The 17,573-nt window shown below is 66.1% G+C and carries 15 protein-coding genes; 7 read left to right on the top strand and 8 right to left on the bottom strand.

Translation table 11 applies throughout. The features are described from left to right. Positions 1–135: 135 nt before the first annotated feature. Complete coding sequence (locus tag RBJ75_RS08815; protein WP_044414675.1) at positions 136–525, bottom strand: hypothetical protein; 390 nt, start codon at positions 523–525, stop codon at positions 136–138. Between the two features lie 194 nt (positions 526–719). Then, positions 720–1,214, bottom strand: coding sequence for an iron-sulfur cluster assembly scaffold protein (locus RBJ75_RS08810; RefSeq protein WP_044414674.1), 495 nt, complete (start codon positions 1,212–1,214; stop codon positions 720–722). Between the two features lie 204 nt (positions 1,215–1,418). Here RBJ75_RS08810 and folE point away from each other — a divergent pair, with 204 nt between their 5' ends. After that, positions 1,419–2,141, top strand: coding sequence for a GTP cyclohydrolase I FolE (folE, locus tag RBJ75_RS08805; protein WP_044414673.1), 723 nt, complete (start codon positions 1,419–1,421; stop codon positions 2,139–2,141). 93 nt (positions 2,142–2,234) lie between these two features. Beyond that, positions 2,235–2,678 carry a phosphoribosyl-AMP cyclohydrolase gene (gene hisI / locus RBJ75_RS08800; RefSeq protein ID WP_044414672.1) on the top strand — a complete coding sequence of 148 codons (444 nt, stop codon included), beginning with the start codon at positions 2,235–2,237 and terminating at the stop codon, positions 2,676–2,678. A gap of 309 nt (positions 2,679–2,987) precedes the next feature. On the opposite strand, the gene RBJ75_RS08795 is transcribed toward hisI, so the two are convergent. Next, positions 2,988–3,671 carry a hypothetical protein gene (locus tag RBJ75_RS08795; RefSeq protein WP_044418337.1) on the bottom strand — a complete coding sequence of 228 codons (684 nt, stop codon included), beginning with the start codon at positions 3,669–3,671 and terminating at the stop codon, positions 2,988–2,990. A gap of 253 nt (positions 3,672–3,924) precedes the next feature. Between RBJ75_RS08795 and RBJ75_RS08790 the strand changes: the two genes are divergently transcribed. After that, a complete protein-coding gene (locus RBJ75_RS08790; protein WP_044418335.1) occupies positions 3,925–4,959 on the top strand; it encodes a transglycosylase SLT domain-containing protein in 1,035 nt (344 codons plus the stop codon). Between the two features lie 567 nt (positions 4,960–5,526). Further along, on the top strand, positions 5,527–6,699 hold the full coding sequence (locus RBJ75_RS08785; RefSeq protein WP_044418333.1) for a DUF2336 domain-containing protein: 1,173 nt from the start codon (positions 5,527–5,529) through the stop codon (positions 6,697–6,699). A gap of 14 nt (positions 6,700–6,713) precedes the next feature. Here the strand turns inward: RBJ75_RS08785 and RBJ75_RS08780 are convergent, their stop codons facing one another. The 3 genes from RBJ75_RS08780 to RBJ75_RS08770 form a co-directional block, all read right to left on the bottom strand. Continuing rightward, positions 6,714–7,796 (bottom strand): D-TA family PLP-dependent enzyme, encoded by a 1,083-nt coding sequence (locus tag RBJ75_RS08780; RefSeq protein WP_044418331.1) that lies wholly within the window; start codon positions 7,794–7,796, stop codon positions 6,714–6,716. A gap of 215 nt (positions 7,797–8,011) precedes the next feature. Continuing rightward, the gene (locus RBJ75_RS08775) at positions 8,012–9,820 is read right to left on the bottom strand and encodes an ABC-F family ATP-binding cassette domain-containing protein (RefSeq protein WP_276156428.1); all 1,809 of its coding nucleotides are present in this window, start codon (positions 9,818–9,820) and stop codon (positions 8,012–8,014) included. A gap of 11 nt (positions 9,821–9,831) precedes the next feature. Next, positions 9,832–10,317 carry a YaiI/YqxD family protein gene (locus RBJ75_RS08770; RefSeq protein WP_044416966.1) on the bottom strand — a complete coding sequence of 162 codons (486 nt, stop codon included), beginning with the start codon at positions 10,315–10,317 and terminating at the stop codon, positions 9,832–9,834. Between the two features lie 206 nt (positions 10,318–10,523). On the opposite strand from RBJ75_RS08770, the gene RBJ75_RS08765 reads away from it, so the two are divergent. Then, positions 10,524–11,324: a hypothetical protein gene (locus RBJ75_RS08765; RefSeq protein WP_044416968.1), complete on the top strand. Its 801-nt coding sequence runs from the start codon at positions 10,524–10,526 to the stop codon at positions 11,322–11,324. Positions 11,325–11,516: 192 nt separating this feature from the next. On the opposite strand, the gene RBJ75_RS08760 is transcribed toward RBJ75_RS08765, so the two are convergent. Further along, positions 11,517–13,889: a xanthine dehydrogenase family protein molybdopterin-binding subunit gene (locus tag RBJ75_RS08760; RefSeq protein WP_276156429.1), complete on the bottom strand. Its 2,373-nt coding sequence runs from the start codon at positions 13,887–13,889 to the stop codon at positions 11,517–11,519. Between the two features lie 208 nt (positions 13,890–14,097). Between RBJ75_RS08760 and RBJ75_RS08755 the strand changes: the two genes are divergently transcribed. Both RBJ75_RS08755 and RBJ75_RS08750 read left to right on the top strand, forming a co-directional pair. Beyond that, entirely contained in the window at positions 14,098–15,162 is a 1,065-nt protein-coding gene (locus tag RBJ75_RS08755; RefSeq protein ID WP_044414827.1) for a Ppx/GppA phosphatase family protein, read from the top strand. A 65-nt stretch (positions 15,163–15,227) separates the two neighbouring features. Beyond that, complete coding sequence (locus RBJ75_RS08750; protein WP_044414825.1) at positions 15,228–15,938, top strand: RlmE family RNA methyltransferase; 711 nt, start codon at positions 15,228–15,230, stop codon at positions 15,936–15,938. A 31-nt stretch (positions 15,939–15,969) separates the two neighbouring features. Here RBJ75_RS08750 and RBJ75_RS08745 read toward each other — a convergent pair whose 3' ends face one another. Then, the gene (locus tag RBJ75_RS08745) at positions 15,970–17,442 is read right to left on the bottom strand and encodes a DHA2 family efflux MFS transporter permease subunit (protein ID WP_044414823.1); all 1,473 of its coding nucleotides are present in this window, start codon (positions 17,440–17,442) and stop codon (positions 15,970–15,972) included. Positions 17,443–17,573: the final 131 nt, after the last annotated feature.

The following is a 17,573-nucleotide window of genomic DNA, read 5'->3' as shown; positions in this document are numbered from 1 at the left end:
AAAGATCATGCTCAAACAAGATGCTGGAGCGGGATGACGATTCGAAGATAAGTTATCCTGCGCTAGCCGGTTCGCCGCGGCGCTCGATGGAGGCCCGATGCCGACGCGGCGCGATTGCGGGCGAAGCCGAACCGATCAGGTGATCGTGGCGGCGTGCGCCGGCGTAACGCAATAGGTCTGCGAGAGACATTCGTCGACGCAGCTGCAGCGCGGTTTCGCGGTGGAAACCACGGCGTTGCAATTCATGCAGCGAAACACGCAGGTGACGCCGTGGGCGAGGGTCGCCGGCAATTCGGCCAGATAGCTCATGTCGCGCTGGCAGACATCGCATTGCCGGCTTGGCGGTTGCGCTGTCGGCAGGGCTTCGGACCAATCCGGGGTTGCCGCTGCCGCCCCGGCGGCGGGGACGTTGGCCATCAGGATGCCCAGCAAGGTCAGCAGCACGTCTTTCTGCCCGTCGTCGGTGCTTGATAGCAGCGCGAGGCGATAGAGCTTGATGTTCTCGTCCCGGATGAAATTTTCCACTGCCGCTCCAGTCCTGGTGGGCGGGAGCATGACCGGGCTCTCAGTCACCGACGTTTGCCGAGGGCGGAGCGGTGATCAGCCTTCCTAGCACGACCACGCCTCACAAGGCGAGGCGTTCGTATCTGCATATCTGGCGGCCGGAATGGCGCCGCGCGGTTCATTGCGCGGTGGGGTCGGTCCGCGCCCAAGCGGGCTCAGCCCCGCGCGGCCGCCTGCGGCGATGCGTCTTCCCCGGCGGCCTTGTCGCATTCCTTCTCGGATTCCTTGGCCTCGATCTGGTCGATCGCATCGACCACGGCGTCGAAGGTCAGCAACGTAGAGGCGTGGCGCGCCTTGTAGTCGCGTACCGGCTCCAGCATCGCGATCTCGCTCCATTTGCCGTCGGGCGGGGCGGCGTTCTCTTTCAGCATCCGCCGCACCGCCTCGCGCAACTCGCGCAATTCGCTGGCGGTGGAGCCGACCACATGCCGCGCCATGATCGAGGACGAGGCCTGGCCGAGCGCGCAGGCTTTCACCTCATGGGCGAAATCGGTCACCACCGGCCCGTCCATCTTGAGGTCGATCTTCACGGTCGAGCCACAGAGTTTTGAATGGGCGGTGGCGGTGGCATCGGGGTCCGGCAGCCGCCCGAGACGCGGGATATTGCCGGCCAATTCGATGATGCGCGCGTTATAGATGTCGTTCAGCATGGGACTCACGGTGTTTGAGCCAATTCGGCCGATCCGGACCCCACCCTTGGCGGTTCCGGTTGGTCGTCTTATATAGGTGGGGTGCCGGGCGAAATACAGCCCGGCCGGATGCAGCGTTAACAAGCGTCAGGCGACCGGTGGCGATGGCTGCCCCGTCTGCCCGGTGACACTCCGGTCTCGCAAGGCCGGTCGAACGGAGTAAAGATGGACGCAGTGATCAAGCCGCTTCGCGCGGGCCTCTCTCCCGAAACAAAATCGTCCGATGGCAAGGCCTCTGACGCCAAATTAGCCGGATTCCAGCCCGCGGAGCTCGATCCGTCGGAATTCCTCGCCGCTGCCGTTACGCCCGACCAGCCGCGCCCGTCGCGCAGCGAGGCCGAGCAGGCGGTGCAGACGCTGCTGGCCTATATCGGCGAGAATGTCGAACGCGAGGGCCTGGTGGATACGCCGCGCCGCGTGGTCGAGGCCTACGACGAATTGTTCCAGGGCTATCACCAATGCCCGGCCGAGGTGCTCAACCGCACCTTCGGCGAGACCGCCGGCTATGACGATTTCGTGCTGGTGCGCGACATCGAATTCACCTCGCATTGCGAGCATCACGTGATGCCGTTCTACGGCAAGGCCCATATCGCCTATACGCCGGTCGAGCGCGTCGTCGGCCTGTCGAAACTGGCGCGGCTGGTCGATATTTTCGGCCGAAGGCTGCAGACCCAGGAGCATCTCACCGCGCAGATCGCCGCGGCGGTCGACGAGGTCCTGAAGCCGCGCGGTGTCGCGGTGATGATCGAGGCCGAGCATACCTGCATGTCGGTGCGCGGCATCGGCAAGCAGGGCGCGATGACCTTCACCAGCCGCTACACCGGCATGTTCCGCGACAATCCGGCCGAGCAGGCCCGCTTCATGTCGATGGTCCGGGGGCATCGCTGACGCGGTTCGCGTGACGCCGCTCTTTCCCTCCCCCTTGCGGGGAGGGATGTTCGCCACACGATTTGCAGCATCAGGTCTGTCCGAGGATTTGCCGTGTCCGATTCAAAACTCTCAGCAGACGCCGTCGCCGAGATCGAGGAAGGCCTCGACCTGCGTCCGAAATTCGACGCCAGCGGCTTGATCACCTGCGTCACCACCGATGTGGCCAGCGGCGAGGTGCTGATGGTCGCGCATATGAACGACGAGGCGCTGCGCAAGACCATCGACAGCGGCGAGGCCTGGTATTTCAGCCGCTCGCGCGACCGATTGTGGCGCAAGGGCGAGAGCTCCGGCCAGGTCCAGCGCGTGGTCGAGATGCGGATGGATTGCGATCAGGACGCGCTGTGGATCCGGGTCGAGCAGGTCGGCGCCGCCTGCCACACCGGGCGCAAATCCTGCTTCTATCGCCGCGTCGACCGCGATGCCGCTGGCCATCCGCTGCTGACGCCGGTCGATGCCGAGCGCTTGTTCGATCCGGCGAAGATGTATCAGAAGTAAGCGATCGCCTCGGCGGTCATTCCGGGGCGCGAAGGGGAAGCCGTGAGCGAACGCGGAATCTCGCGGTCGATCGCTGCCCATCATGCTGTGCAAGATTCCGGGTTCGCTCGCCCCATAGCGCGTTTTCGAGCGAAGTGGATACCGGTTCGCGTGAAGAAAACGCGTCAAAGCAAGAATCTAGAGCTCCGGTTCTGATTCTATCAGAACCGGAATTGCTCTAGCGCGACGAAGACGCGCGTAAACGCGCTGCGGGCTCGCGCCCCGGAATGACGCGGGACCGTGGCCGGGCTTCACGCCGACCGGCGGTGCTCACGCCAGCCGGTTGGCGATGTCCTTTTGCGACGCCACGCTGCCGTCGCCGTGCGGTTTGGCGATGGTGTCGATATAATCCACCGCGGCCGAGCGCAGGCTGCCGTCCTTCAGGCTCATCACGCCCGACAGCGTCTGGATGTTGATCGAGCGGATGTTGTATTGGGTCCAGGCCTGCTGCTGCTCCTTGCTGCCGGCGACCGAACCTTTTTCCTTGTTGTAGAGTTCGAGCGCGGTATTAGCCGCTTTCAGCGCGTTCAGTCCGGCGACCGCCTTGAACTCCTTGGCGAGTTCCGGGTCGTCGGCGAACAGTTTCTCGATCTTCTTCTTCCACGGCCCTTCGGTGGTGACATTGCCGAATTTGTCGACCTGCAGCCGGACGGCCTCGTCGAGATTGACGTTGAGGCCCTGAAACGCCTTGGTCAGCTTGCTGCTCAGCGCGTCGCTGCGCTTCTGCAGGATCTCGTCGAAGGTTAGCGACAGATCGGCGGTGGCGGCCTTGTCGGCGGCGGATTTGGCGAGGATCGCCTTGGCGCGGTCCGACAATTCGACGCTGTCGGTCGGCTGGCCTGCCGTCGCATTCGCCGGCTTGGTGCCGGTCGTTGGAGTTGAAGCCGTGCCGGCGATGATGGCGGGCAGACTCGTCGCGGCTGGTTTCGTCGGATTGGTCGCAATGGCGGACATGGCAGATGGCCTCTGGCGAATTTCTGGGCGATGTCTCGGGCCGGGGCGGGTGAATCGCCGGATGCAGTTGGCGATTGAAACAACCAAGGGTTAAGGCGGTGCTAATGAGCAGTCCGGCACGAGCATGGCGCGTCGCGGCTTGGCGCAATCGTTAACGCCGGATTAACCATGATCGTCCAGGATGACCAAAGCTTGGGCGCTCGGTGCCCTTGAGGCCGCAAGGCGCGTTTCGCGGGGAGCGGGGCACCCACAGATGTCGGTCGAGATGATCACGAACCGAACCGTTTCGCCCGATTCGGCGCGGACGCAGATCGCCGGCGCGATCCAGCAGGCGGCTGGCCAGACCGGCACCAGCTTCGAATATCTGCTGACCACCGCCAAGATGGAATCCAATTTCGATCCCTCGGCGAAGGCCTCGACCTCGTCGGCGGGCGGGCTGTTTCAGTTCATCGACCAGACCTGGCTCGGCACCGTCAAGGAAGCCGGGGCCGCGCTCGGCTATGGCCAATATGCCGCCGCGATCCAGAAATCGGCCTCGGGCAGCTATTCGGTCGCCGATCCGGCGGCCAAGGCCGAGATCATGAAGCTGCGCGACGATCCGGCCGCCGCCTCCGCGATGGCCGGGGTGCTGACCCAGTCCAACAGTTTCAAGCTGATCGGCAATATCGGCCGCCGGCCGAACGACGCCGAACTCTATATGGCGCATTTCATGGGCGTCGGCGGCGCCTCGAAGCTGATCAATGCAGCCGTCGATACGCCCAACGTCTCGGGCGCCGCGCTGTTTCCCAGCGCCGCGGCGGCGAACCAGTCGATTTTCTACGATCGCAGCGGCGCCGCGCGCAGCGTCTCCGGCGTCTATGTCGAATTGTCGCGGCGCTACGAGGCCGCGTCGCAATCCTCCGCCACCCAGACCGCGATGGCCGCCGTCGGCGGCGCGGGCAGCGCGGCGGCGGCGCCGATCGACAACGCCGCCTATCTGTCGAGCTTCCCCGATATCCGCAATGTCCGGATGGCGTCATCGTCGAGCGCGCCGCGATCCGCGACCGAGACCACGGCGCTGCAATTTGCGGCATCGCCGAGCCCGGCGTCGCCGACTGTCGCGCAGCAAAGCGAGCCGATCTTCCGCACGCTGTTTCTCGGCGGCGACCGCTCCGAGCCGGTGTCGGCCGCGGTCCGCGACCTGTGGGTCAAGACCAACGCCGTGGGCGCGCTGCAGACCGCGCCGACCGTGCGCCCGCCCACCACGCCCGACCTGTTCAGCGACCGCAGCGGCGCCTTCAGCGGCTGATCCCGTTGCGCGTAGTCGGCTGACTTCGTGTCCCGGGCGCGATGCAGCGCGAAGCACTGCTTCGCAGAACCGGGACCCCGCTTTCGGCCTCAACAAGATAGCGGGGCCCCGGCTCAGCTGCGCACCACGCCGCCAGCGCGGCGTGTTGCGCAGCATCCGGGGCACGGGCCATCGTTCGTCGCAAGTCTCATTCACGCGGAGCCAGCGGCACCGTGTCCCGGGCGCGATGCAGCGCGAAGCGCTGCTTCGCAGAACCGGGACCCCGCTGTCGGCCTCAACAAGACAGCGGGCCCCGGCTTAGCAGCGCACCACGCCGCCAGTGCGGCGCGTTTTGCAGCATCCGGGAACGGGCTGCATTGGTAGCCAATCGTATCATTTGCGGCCGCGCCGGCGGGCTGCACAGAGGCGCGTAGTTCTTCGGATCTTGCTACGCACTTTTTGGCGTTAACGAAACGTCAACAAAGCCAATCGGTTATGGTGAACCCTTTGTTAAGCGTCATGGTTTATTTTGTCTGACAGTGGCATCGCGTCACGGTGTCGTTCCACGTTGCGTAAGCCGGCTTAAACATGATCGTTCGGCAGTTCATTAATTGGGTTCGGACCGCGCCCGCCAGCGAGCGGGCGGAAGCCACCCGTTCATTGGCGCGGGCCTGGCTGGTGTCGGATCTGTCGGAAGACGATCGCGCCGCCGCCGAGGGCGCGCTGCTGATGCTGCTCGACGATCGCTCGCCGCTGGTGCGCCAGGCGATGGCCGAAGTGTTCGCCCGCAGCGTCGACGCCCCCGCCGCGATCGTCCGCGCGCTGTCGACCGACCAGGCCCAGGTGGCGCTGCCGGTGCTCGAACATTCCCCGCTGCTGATCGACGCCGATCTGGTCGACATCGTCGCCACCGGCGAATGCGCCACGCAATGCGCGATCGCGCGCCGCGCCCGGCTGCCGGCTTCGGTCTGCGCGGCGATCGCCGAAGTCGGCTCGCCGGCGGCGGCGCTCGAACTGATCGAAAATCCGCACGCCGAGCTCGCGCCGTTTTCCTGGGACCGCATCGTCGAGCGCCACGGCCATCTGGCGGCGATCCGCGAGTCGATGCTGGTGCTGGAAGATCTGCCGCCCGCGACGCGGCTGGCGCTGATCGCCAAACTCTCCGACACGCTGGCGCAATTCGTGGTGGCGCGGCGCTGGCTCAGCCCGGACCGCGCCGCGCGCGCGGTCGGCGAGGCGCTCGACCGTTCCACCGTCAATGTCGCGGCGCGCTCGCGCGGCGACGACATGGTCGATCTGATGCGGCATCTGCGCGCCACCGAGCAGCTCAATGCCGGGCTGATCCTGCGCGCGCTGCTGTCGGGCAATATGGAGCTGTTCGAACAATCGCTGGTGGAATTGTCGGGCCTGCCGCAGACCAGGGTCTCGGCGCTGCTCTATGATCGCGGCGGCGCCAGCCTGACCGCGTTATTGGCGCGCGCCGGGCTGCCGGAAACCACATTCCCGGCGTTCCGCGCCGCGCTCGAGGTGGTCCATGAGGCCGGCTTCATCGGCACCGTCAACGGCGCCGCAAGGCTGCGCCGGCGCATGGTCGAGCGGGTGCTGACGCGCTGCGAGACCAGCGCCGAATCCGCCGGCCCGCTGCTGGTGCTGCTGCGCCGCTTCGCCACCGAATCGGCGCGCGAAGAGGCCAGCCTGTTCTGCGACGAGCTGATCGCCGACGCCGCCTTCGCGGCCGACGACGATCTGATCGCGGCGTAAGCCGTTCGGCTGCGTTAGCGCAGCTTGCCCCGCGCCGCGACGGGCAGAATTCCAACGATCTCGTCGCCGCGCACCATCACCACCTCGTCGACCATGTTGACGACGACGCAGACATGGTTGGGCACGATGCGCACCACGTCGCCGACATTGGGGCGGGTGTTGCTGCGGGCCAGATCAAGGAAGCCGTGCTCCTCGGCGAAGCGCGCGATGCTGGCCTCGGGGTGCTCGAGGATCAGCCCGAAGCCGTCGAGCCCGCCGCCGCTATCGGAGGTCAGCGTCTTGGAGCCGGCGTCGAGAATGCCGCGCTGCGGCCCGGCGCGGCTGACCACGCTTGAATAGACGTTCAGCGCGCAATCGTCCCAGCTGGCGACGCCGGCTTTGACCTGCATGCGGTCGTTATAGATATAAGTGCCGGGGCGATGTTCGGTGGCGCCTTTGAGGCTTCCGACATTGGGCAGGTTGGGCGAGCCTCCGGTGGAGACGATGGCGGCGTCGAGCCCCTCGGCGCGGATGCCGGCCAATGCTTCGTCGAAGAAGCGCTGCGCCTCGGGCCAGCCGGCCTCGGTCGGATACAGCATGAAGCCGGCGAAGGAGAGGCCCGGTGCGGCGGCGATCTCGCGCGCCAGCTGGATCGCCTCGGCCGGGGTTTCGACGCCGGCGCGCTTGCGGCCGGTGTCGCATTCGACCACCACCGAAAGCGGGCGCCCGGCGATCGCGGCGGCCTGCGGCAGGCCGGCGATCACCACCGAATTGTCGGCCGCCACAATGATATTGGCGCGGGCCTGCAGCGCGCCGAGCCGCGCCATCTTCTGCTCGCCGAGCAGATTGTAGCTGATCAGGATGTCGTCGATGCCAGCATCCACCATCACCTCGGCCTCGCCGAGCTTCTGGCAGGTGATGCCACGGGCGCCGGCGGCGATCTGCATCTGCGCCAGCAGCGGCGATTTGTGGGTCTTGATATGCGGCCGGTTGGCGACGCCGGCGGCGTCACACAGCGCCTGAACCCGCGCGATATTGGCCTCGACCCGGTCCATGTCGATCACCACGCAAGGCGTGCCGATGTCGCGGGCGATCTTGGCGGCGAGGGGAGTGGTCATGCGGGGTCATCCTCAACAAGCTTGCAATTGAAAATACGCGGTACGCCGCGGCGTTCCCCGGATGCAGCGCAGCGCGCCGCCGTGGCGGCGTGGTGCGCTGCTGATCCGGGGTCCCGCTTTGTCGGTGGCAAAACCGGGGTCCCGGTTCTGCGGAGCAGCACTGCGTGCTGCACCGCGCCCGGGACACGTTGTCTCACCGCTTCTCGGCAAATAGCTCACGCGTTTTCGATTTCCTCGCGCAGCAATTCCAGTTCGAGCCAGCGTTCCTCGCAATCCTGCAATTCCTTTTGCGCCTTGGCCAGCGCAGTGGAGGCGGTGTCGAATTTCTTGCGATCCTTCTTGTACAGATTGGGATCGTCGAGATGGCGCTGCTGCTTGGCGATCTCGGCCTGCAGATGCGCCATGGTCTTCGGCAGCGTCTCCAGCGCGTGCTTGTCCTTGAAATTGAGCTTCTTCTTCGGCGGCGGCGGAGCGCCCGCCTTCTGCGCCTTGGCGCTGTCGGTGGCGGCGGTCTTGACTGCCTCGCGTTTCAGATCGGCGCCGCGCTGGTTGAGCATGTCGGTATAGCCGCCGGCATATTCGATCCATTTGCCGTCGCCTTCCGGGGCGATCACCGAAGTGACGACGCGGTCGAGGAAGTCGCGGTCATGGCTGATCAGGATCACGGTGCCGTCGTAATCGCTGAGCATCTCTTCCAGAACGTCGAGGGTCTCGAGGTCGAGGTCGTTGGTCGGCTCGTCCAGCACCAGGAAGTTCGACGGCTTCGCCAGCGCGCGGGCCAGCATCAGGCGGCCGCGCTCGCCGCCGGAGAGCACTTCCAGCGTGGTGCGGGCCTGTTCCTGCGAGAACAGGAAGTCCTTCATGTAGCTGATGACGTGTTTGGGCTTGCCATTGACCATGACGCTGTCGCTGCCGCCGCCGGTCAGGGCGTCGGACAGCGTCGAGCGCGGGTCGAGGCTGTCGCGGCTCTGGTCCAGCGTCGCCATTTCGATATTGGCGCCGAAGCGGATGGTGCCGGAATCCGGCGGCGCCGCGCCGGTCAGCATGTTGATCAGCGTGGTCTTGCCGGCGCCGTTGGGGCCGACAATGCCGATGCGGTCACCGCGCTGCACCCGGATCGAGAAATCGTCGACGATCTTGCGCTCGCCATAGACCCGGCCGATGCCCTTGGCCTCGATGATCAGCTTGCCGGATTTGTCCGCCTCGGAGGCGGCGAGGTTGGCCGAGCCCGCGGCGCCGCGATAGTCGCGGCGCTGCTCGCGCAATTCGAACAGATTGCCGAGCCGCTTGACGTTGCGCTTCCGGCGGCCGGAGACGCCGTAGCGCAGCCAGTGCTCCTCGGCGACGATCTTGCGGTCGAGCTTGTGCTGGTCGCGCTCTTCCTCGGCCAGAATGTCGTCGCGCCATTGCTCGAAGGCCGAGAAGCCGCGATCGACCTGCCTGATCTGGCCGCGGTCGAGCCAGGCGGTGGCGCGCGACAGGTTGGACAGGAAGCGGCGGTCATGGCTGATGATCACCAGCGCGCAACGCCGCGCCGCCAGATCGCCTTCCAGCCATTCGATCGTGGTCAGATCGAGATGGTTGGTCGGCTCGTCGAGCAGCAGAATATCGGGATCGGGCGCCAGCATCCGCGCCAGCGCGGTGCGCCGGGCCTCGCCGCCGGACAGATTCGACGGATCCTCGTCGCCACGCAGGCCGAGCTGTTCCAGCAGATAGGCCGCCTGGTAATGCTCGTCGCCGGCATGCAGCCCGGCCTCGACATAGGCCAGCGTCGTCGAGAAGCCGGAAAAATCCGGCTCCTGCGGCAGATAGCGGATGGTGGCGCCGGGCTGCACGAAGCGGGTGCCCTTGTCGGGCTCGACCAGCCCGGCGACGATCTTCAGCAGCGTCGATTTGCCGGAACCGTTGCGGCCGATCAGGCAGACCCGCTCGCCGGCCGACACCGACAATTCGACGCCGCCCAAGAGCGGCGTGCCGCCGAATGTCAGCGAGATATCCTTCAACTGGATCAGCGGAGGCGCCATAATTGCTCAATTCAATCTGGTTGTTGCGCGATGGTGTTCGCGCGTCCGCGCAGGATGCGGCGGATCGTTGTGTCGAGGGCCGAGAGGAACGCGGAGCGGTCGCGCGGCGCGAAAGATCGCGGTCCGCCAGTGACTTCGCCCGAGGACCTTAGATCGGTCATCAGGTTGCGAACCGCAAGCGTCATGCCGATCGATTGTTCGGAAAACGGCTTGCCGTTCGGCGCCAGCACCTCGGCGCCGGCCTTGACGCAGCGGCTGGCCAGGGGAACATCCGAGGTGACGACGATGTCGCCGGGGCCGGCCCGCTCGGCGATCCAGTCGTCGGCGGCGTCCATGCCGGAACCGGCGGCGATCCGTTCGATCAAGGGATGCTGCGGAACCCGGATGAAATTGCCGGCGACCACGCTGACCGGCAGCCGGTGGCGATCCGCGACCTTGTAGATCTCGTCCTTGACCGGGCAGGCGTCGGCGTCGACGTAGATGCGGGGTGGATTCAAGGAGCGCGTTCCGTTGTTGCTGCGACAGGGTCTCCGGAGGGCGGCCGGTCGGGTCGCGTCTCGCAGGATGAGGCAGGCATCCTCATGGTTCGAGACAGCGCAGACGCGCTTCCTCACCATGAGGTCCACCCAATTGCTCAAGCTGGCGCCGTTGCGTACCATCTTGCGGCAAGATCAACAACATTGGCAGTCTTCAGGGAGAAACCATGACCGTCCGGCTCGAACCCTATCGCGTCAGCGCCTACAACACCGCCAAACAGTCCGAAAACAAGATGCATGACGATACCGTGGCGCGGCGCTTCGGCTTTTCCGGCGGGCTGGTGCCTGGGGTCGACGTGATGGCCTATATGATGCACCTGCCGGTCAAGCGCTGGGGCCGGGCGTTCCTGGAGCGCGGGCTGATCGAGGCGCGCTTCGTCAAGCCGGTCTATGACGGCGAGGAGGCGCTGGTCACCGGCGCTGAAGTGGGCGACGGGCTCGTTCTCGGCGTCGAGAGCCGGCGCGAGGTCTGCGCCAGCGGATCAGCGTCATTGCCGGGGCAGGCGCCGCAGATTCGCGTCGCCGATTACATCGCGACCGCGCCGGTGGCGACCAGGCGGCCGGTCGATTCCTCCTCCTTTGAGCTCGGCCAATGGCTCGGCACCGCGCCGCGCGACTGGGCCGGGCAGGCGGCGCGCGATTATCTGTGGGAAGTGCGCGAGGACGACGCGCTGTTCGCCACGGACAACCTTGTGCATCCCGGCATGCTGCAACGGATCATGAACAAGGTGCTGGTCGACAATGCGATCCTGGGGCCTTGGATTCACGTCGGCTCGCGGATGCAGCTGTTGTCGGCCGCGAGCTGCGACGACCAGCTCAGCGCGCGGGCCAAAGTGGTCGGCAATTACGACAAGAAGGGTCACCGCTTCGTCGAACTCGACGCGCTGATCGTCAACGGTGAGGGCAGCGCGGTGGCGCATTGCCATCACGTGGCGATCGTCCAGCCGCGCGAGCAGGCGGCGGCGTAAGGGACCGCGGCGTTTGCGATTGGCGGCGGCCTGACGGTCGAGTTACGCGCAGCCACACGATGTCGTCATTGCGAGGAGCGTAGCGACGAAGCAATCCAGGGCGGCACATGACGCCCCTGGATTGCTTCGCTGTCGTCCGGCGCTACGCGCCGGCCTCGGCTCGCAATGACGGAGCTGCACGGATGCCGCCCCTCACGCCACCTTTTGCTTGGCGTCCTGGATCGCGCGCCAGACCCGTTCCGAGGTCAGCGGCATGTCGATGTGGTTGATGCCGTAATCCGACAGCGCGTCGATCACGGCGTTGACCACGGTGGACAGGCTGCCGGCGCAGCCGGCTTCGCCGCAGCCCTTGGTGCCGAGCGGGTTGGACAAGGCCTTCACCGGATGATCGCCGATCGCCATCATCGGAATGTCTTCGGCGCGCGGCATCGCATAGTCCATGAACGAGCCGGTGATCGGCTGGCCGGATTCGTCGTAGCTGACCTTTTCCATCAAGGCCTGGCCGATGCCCTGGGCGACGCCGCCATGCAATTGGCCGGCGACGATCATCGGGTTTACGATGGTGCCGAAATCATTGACCCCGGTGTAGCGCACCACGCAAGTGACGCCGGTGTCGGGATCGATCTCGACCTCGGCGACGTGGCAGCCATTGGGAAAGGTCGAGGGAATATCGGTGGCGGTGTGGTCGACGTCGAGCGACGACGGCACGCCGTCCGGCATCTTGCCCTCGCGCATCCGCTTGGCGAGTTCGATAATGTCGATGCTGCGGTCGGTGCCGGCGACGGTGAAGCGGCCGCCGGCGAATTCGATGTCGGCCTCGGCTGTTTCCAGCAGATGCGCCGCGGCGGTCTTGCCCTTGGCGATCACCAGCGCGGCGGATTCCACGATCGCCTGGCCGGTGGCGGTGATCGAGCGCGAGCCGCCGGTGCCGCTGCCCGCATGCACCAGGTCGCTGTCGCCCTGTTCGAGCCGGACGCTGTCGAACGGCACGCCGAGCTCGGCGCACAGCACCTGGGCGAAGGCGCTGGCGTGACCCTGGCCGTAATCCAGCGTGCCGGTGATCAGCTTGACGCCGCCATCGGCTTCGAATTCGATCTTGCCGAGTTCGGGGCTGGGCGGGGCGGTGACCTCGAGATAGGAGCCGATCGCGATGCCGCGCAGCTTGCCAGCCTTGCGGCTGTCCTTCTTGCGCTTGGCGAAGCCGGCATGGTCGGCCAATTCCAGCGCCTTGGCGAACACGCCGGCGAAATCGCCGCTGTCATAGGTCACGCCCGACGCCGCCCGGAACGGCATCTGCGATGATTTGATGAAGTTGCGCTTGCGCAGCGTCAGCCGGTCGATCTTCATTTCCTCGGCGGCGCGGTCGATCAATCGCTCCATGAAGTAATTGGCCTCGGGACGGCCGGCGCCGCGATAGGCGCCCATCAGCGAGGTGTTGGTGACGACGCATTTGATGTCGACCGAAAGCTGCGGCGTGCGATACACGCTGGCGATGTTCTTGCCGGTGTTGAGCGACAAGGGCGAGGGCGATACGCCGGTGATATAGGCGCCGAGATTGCCATAGCCGGAAATCCGAACCGCCATGAATTTGCCGTTGGCATCGAGCGCCAGCTCGGCATGGATCTGCTGGCCGCGGCCGTGGCTGTCGGACAGAAATGCGGTGGAGCGTTCGTCGGTCCATTTCACCGGCTTGCCAAGCGCCTTGGCGGCGAATAGCAGGCACATATATTCCGGATAGTTGACGTTCTTCATGCCGAACGAACCGCCGACATTGGCGGTGAGCAAATGCACCTTGTCGTTGGCCACGCCGAGATTCTTGGCCAGATTGTTGCGGTTGCCGGACACGCCCTGGGTCGGGACCTGGATGGTGAAGCGCTCGGAGGCCTTGTCATAGGCGGCCAGCGCCGCGCGCGGCTCCATCGGCACCACCGCGACGCGGGTGTTGGTGATGTCGAGTTTTGTGACATGGGCCGCCGCAGCGAAAGCGGCGTTGACCGCGTCGGCGTCGCCAAAGTGATAATCCAGCGCGACGTTGTTTTCGATGTGGTCATAGAGCTGCGGCGCGCCGGGCTGTGCGGCTTCGGCGGCGTCGGTCACCGCCGGTAGCGGCTCGATGTCGAGCTCGACCGCCTCGGCGGCGTCGCGGGCCTGCGCCATGGTGTCGGCGACCACGAAGGCGACCGGATCGCCGACAAATCGCACCTTGTCGGTCATCAGCGGCAGCCGATTGGTCTGCTTCAAGGGCGAGCCGTCGCGGCTCTTCAGCGGCAACCCGCAGGTGAACGGGCCGTAATTTGCCGCCGCCAGATCGGCGCCGGTCCACACCCCGCGCACGCCGGGCATCGCCAAAGCGGCCGCAGTGTCGATGCCGCGGATCACCCCATGGGCGTGCGGGCTGCGGGTGATCGCGGCGTAGAGCTGGCCGGGCAGGTTGAAATCATCGGTGTATTTGCCCTTGCCGCGCACCAGCGTATCATCTTCTTTGCGCCGAACCGGTTGTCCGACGCCGAATTTTTGCAGCGCGATGGCGTTATCCAAGGACGAAGCCGAGGTGTGATCCTGCATGGTCAAATCCAAAAGCTGGGAATTCTACGAAAAGCCGTGTCATTCGGCGGTTTTTACTGTTGTCTCCAGATAACGCAGCAGCACCGCGACGACAACGGACGATTGGGCATGCGGCGTGTGCGATGACTTGCGCCGCGCCGATGCGCTGCTAAACTTTCCGTGAATGGATTTTTGACGTCGGCCGCCGGCCACCGAAAGACAGATTTTGATGAAAGACGATACGCGGCTTCGCGGCGACCTGGCGCCGCGCGAAGATCCGCAACAAGCGATTGTGACGATCGCTGAGGATGAGCAGCCGATGGCGGCGCCGATCGGCACCGGTGTCTATGCGGCGCTCGACCTCGGCACTAATAATTGCCGGTTGCTGATCGCTCGCCCGACCAGCGACGGCTTTCGCGTGGTCGATTCGTTTTCGCGGATCATCCGGCTCGGCGAGGGCATGGCCGCGACCGGCAGGATCTCCGATGCAGCGCTGGCGCGCGCCATCTCCGCGCTCGGCATCTGCCGCGACAAGATCCGCTCGCGCCGGGCGCGGCGGCTGCGGCTGATCGCCACCGAGGCCTGCCGCTCGGCCTCCAATGCCGACGAGTTCTGTCACAATGTGCAGCACGCCACCGGGATCGCGCTCGAAGTGATCGATCGCGAGACCGAGGCCAAGCTGGCGGTGATCGGCTGTTCGCCGCTGATCGATCACAATGGGCGCGGCGCGATCCTGTTCGATATCGGCGGCGGCTCCAGCGAATTGGTGCGGATCGCGCGTGATCCCGACGGCACGGTGCGGATCGCGGCCTGGATGTCGATCCCGCTCGGGGTGGTGACGCTGGCCGAACGGTTCGGCGGCAGGGTGGTGACCACCGACTCCTATGCGGCCATGGTCGACGCGGTGACCACCCATGTCGCGCCGTTCGCCGCCCGGCATGGTGGCGATCTGGCCGGGATGCACCTGCTCGGCACCTCCGGCACGGTGACGACGCTGGCCGGGCTGCATCTCGATCTGGTGCGCTACGACCGCCGCCGGATCGACGGGGTCTGGATGAGCGCCGCCGAACTCGACGCCACCATCGCCCGGCTGCTCGGCATGAGCTATCACGACCGCGCCCAGAACCAATGCATCGGCAGCGAACGCGCCGATCTGGTGCTGGCGGGCTGCGCCATTCTCGACGCCGTCCGTGCCGCGTTCCCGCTGCCGCGGCTGCGGGTTGCCGACCGCGGGCTGCGCGAGGGCATGCTGGTGGAAATGATGCGCGAAGACGGGGTGATGGGGGACGCTTAAAGCCGCCCGCTGGGCTTGCGTCTGTGCTAAGCCTCGCGCCGGTTCCCGTTCACAAGCAAGAGATCATGGCAAAAGACACCACCGGACGGCTGCGCGTCACGGTCAAGAGCGCCGGCAGGCTGAAACTGTCGTCGAAGCTCTGGCTCGAGCGCCAGCTCAACGACCCTTACGTGCAAAAGGCCAAACGCGACGGCCTGCGCTCGCGCGCGGCCTATAAGCTGATCGAGATCGACGACAAACACCACTTCCTGAAACCGGGCATCTCGGTGGTCGATCTCGGCGCCGCGCCCGGCGGCTGGAGCCAGATCGCCGCCAAGCGGATCGGCGCCGCCGACGGCCGTGGCCAGGTGGTGGCGATCGATCTGTTGGAAATGCCGGAAATCCCCGGCGTCGACTTCGCGCAGCTGGATTTCCTGCAGACCGGCGCACCCGCCAAGCTGCTGGCGATGATGGGCGGCAAGGCCGACGTGGTGCTGAGCGACATGGCCGCCAATACCACCGGCCACCGCAAGACCGACCAATTGCGCATCATCGGGCTGGTCGAGGAGGCTGCGGCCTTCGCCGCCGACGTGCTGAAGCCGGGCGGCACCTTCGTCGCCAAGGTGTTCCAAAGCGGCGCCGACGCCACCCTGATGATGCAGCTCAAGCGCGACTTCACCTCGGTCAAACACGTCAAGCCGGCCGCCAGCCGCAAGGATTCCTCGGAGCGTTACGTGCTGGCGATGGGATTTCGCGGCGTGGCCCGCGGCGCCGACACCGACCCGCCGAGCTCCTGATCCGCGGCGGCACGCCGCGGTCGCGGCGATTTCACAGCCTTTGATCGCGGGCGTCCTGGGTGCCTTCGCTGGCCGCCTTGGTGGCCGCCGTGGCGGCGCCCTTGCGGCTCGACATCTCGAGCGCCTTGCGGCCTGAAATCTCGTGTCCGGCATCGTCGGGCATCTGCCAGAAGAAATAGGCCGAGATCGCCGCGAAGATCGCCACGACGATGAAGGCCGGGCTGAAATCGCGGGCGCTCAGCTCGGTCGCGTGATGCCACGCCATCGTCGATTCCACCGAGAACGCGCCGATCGCGACGCCGGCGGAGATCGCCAATTGCTGATTGACGCTGAGCAGCGTGGTGGCGCGGCTCATCTGGGCGTCGGATATTTCCGCATAGGCCACGGTGTTGATCGCGGTGAATTGCAGCGAGCGGAAGAAGCCGCCGACCACCAGGATGATCAGGATCAGCAGCAGCGGCGTCGCCGGGGTGAACAACGCGCAGGAGGCGAGAAACACCGAGCTGACCACGGCATTGATGGTCAGGATGTTGCGGAAGCCGAAGGTGCGGATGATCCGCGCCGCCAGCGTCTTCATACCCATCGCCCCGGCGGCGGAGCCGAACGTCACCATGCCGGACTGGAACGGGGTCAGCCCGAAGCCGATCTGCATCAGCAGCGGCAGCAGGAACGGCAGCGCGCCGATCCCGAACCGGAACAGGAAGCCGCCGATCACCGCGGCGCGCAGCGTCGCCAGCCGCAGCAAGGAGAAATCCAGCACCGGCGAGGCGGTGCGCCGGGCGTGGAACACGTACAGCGTCATCGAGACGCTGCCGACGCCGATCAGGGCCGCGACTACCGGCCAGGGCAGCAGATTGAGGCCGGCGACCGACAGGCCGAAGGCAATCCCGGCCAGGCCAATTCCCGCCAGCACCAGCCCCACCAGGTCGAAGCGTTGGCGCACTTCGCTGCGGATCGGGTCGATATAGCGCAGCGCCAGGAAGATCCCGAGCAGGCCGATCGGGATGTTGATCAGGAAGATCCAGTGCCAGGAGAAATAGGTGGTGATGAAGCCGCCGAGCGGCGGGCCGATCACCGGCCCGATCAGCGCCGGCATCGTCATCCACGCCATCGCGCCGACCAGCGCGCTCTTGTCGACCGAGCGCATCAGCACCAATCGTCCGACCGGCGTCATCATCGCGCCGCCGATGCCCTGGACGATTCGCGCGATGACGAAATCGGTGAGCGAGGACGACAGCGCGCAGCCGATCGAGCCGACCAGGAACACGGCGATCGCGACCGAGAACACGGTGCGGGCGCCGAAGCGGTCGGCGGTCCAGCCCGACGCCGGAATAAACACCGCCAGCGACAGCAGATAGGAGGTGATTGCCAGTTTCAGGGTGAGCGGGCTGGTGCCGATATCGGCGGCGATCGCCGGCAGCGAGGTCGCGATCACCGTGGCGTCCATGTTTTCCATGAACAGGGCTGCGGCGACGATCAGCGGGATCAGGCGTTGTTTGGTCATGCGATGTTATGATTTTGCAGCGGGGGGCGGGACTCGCGCTGTAACACCCCGGATCGGCGGCGACTATCACGGAAAGCCGGCGGCCGGCCAAATCCCCATGCTGTGGCGCCGAGGGCCTATGCGCTGGTCGC

The organism is Rhodopseudomonas sp. BAL398, from assembly GCF_033001325.1.
In the GTDB taxonomy this organism is placed as follows: Bacteria; Pseudomonadota; Alphaproteobacteria; order Rhizobiales; family Xanthobacteraceae; genus JARJEH01.
Note: the sequence above shows the minus strand (reverse complement) of the source record. Positions and strands in the feature narration are given on the sequence as shown.

What these genes read in the sequence shown, in the direction of transcription:
- RBJ75_RS08780 (WP_044418331.1), bottom strand. Translation starts at nt 7,796, where the DNA reads ATGACCACTCCCCTCGCCGCCAAGATCGCCCGCGACATCGGCACGCCT.
- RBJ75_RS08765 (WP_044416968.1), top strand. Translation starts at nt 10,524, where the DNA reads ATGACCGTCCGGCTCGAACCCTATCGCGTCAGCGCCTACAACACCGCC.
- RBJ75_RS08775 (WP_276156428.1), bottom strand. Translation starts at nt 9,820, where the DNA reads ATGGCGCCTCCGCTGATCCAGTTGAAGGATATCTCGCTGACATTCGGC.
- RBJ75_RS08745 (WP_044414823.1), bottom strand. Translation starts at nt 17,442, where the DNA reads ATGACCAAACAACGCCTGATCCCGCTGATCGTCGCCGCAGCCCTGTTC.
- RBJ75_RS08760 (WP_276156429.1), bottom strand. Translation starts at nt 13,889, where the DNA reads ATGCAGGATCACACCTCGGCTTCGTCCTTGGATAACGCCATCGCGCTG.
- RBJ75_RS08790 (WP_044418335.1), top strand. Translation starts at nt 3,925, where the DNA reads ATGTCGGTCGAGATGATCACGAACCGAACCGTTTCGCCCGATTCGGCG.
- RBJ75_RS08785 (WP_044418333.1), top strand. Translation starts at nt 5,527, where the DNA reads ATGATCGTTCGGCAGTTCATTAATTGGGTTCGGACCGCGCCCGCCAGC.
- RBJ75_RS08755 (WP_044414827.1), top strand. Translation starts at nt 14,098, where the DNA reads ATGAAAGACGATACGCGGCTTCGCGGCGACCTGGCGCCGCGCGAAGAT.
- RBJ75_RS08810 (WP_044414674.1), bottom strand. Translation starts at nt 1,214, where the DNA reads ATGCTGAACGACATCTATAACGCGCGCATCATCGAATTGGCCGGCAAT.
- folE (WP_044414673.1), top strand. Translation starts at nt 1,419, where the DNA reads ATGGACGCAGTGATCAAGCCGCTTCGCGCGGGCCTCTCTCCCGAAACA.
- RBJ75_RS08795 (WP_044418337.1), bottom strand. Translation starts at nt 3,671, where the DNA reads ATGTCCGCCATTGCGACCAATCCGACGAAACCAGCCGCGACGAGTCTG.
- RBJ75_RS08750 (WP_044414825.1), top strand. Translation starts at nt 15,228, where the DNA reads ATGGCAAAAGACACCACCGGACGGCTGCGCGTCACGGTCAAGAGCGCC.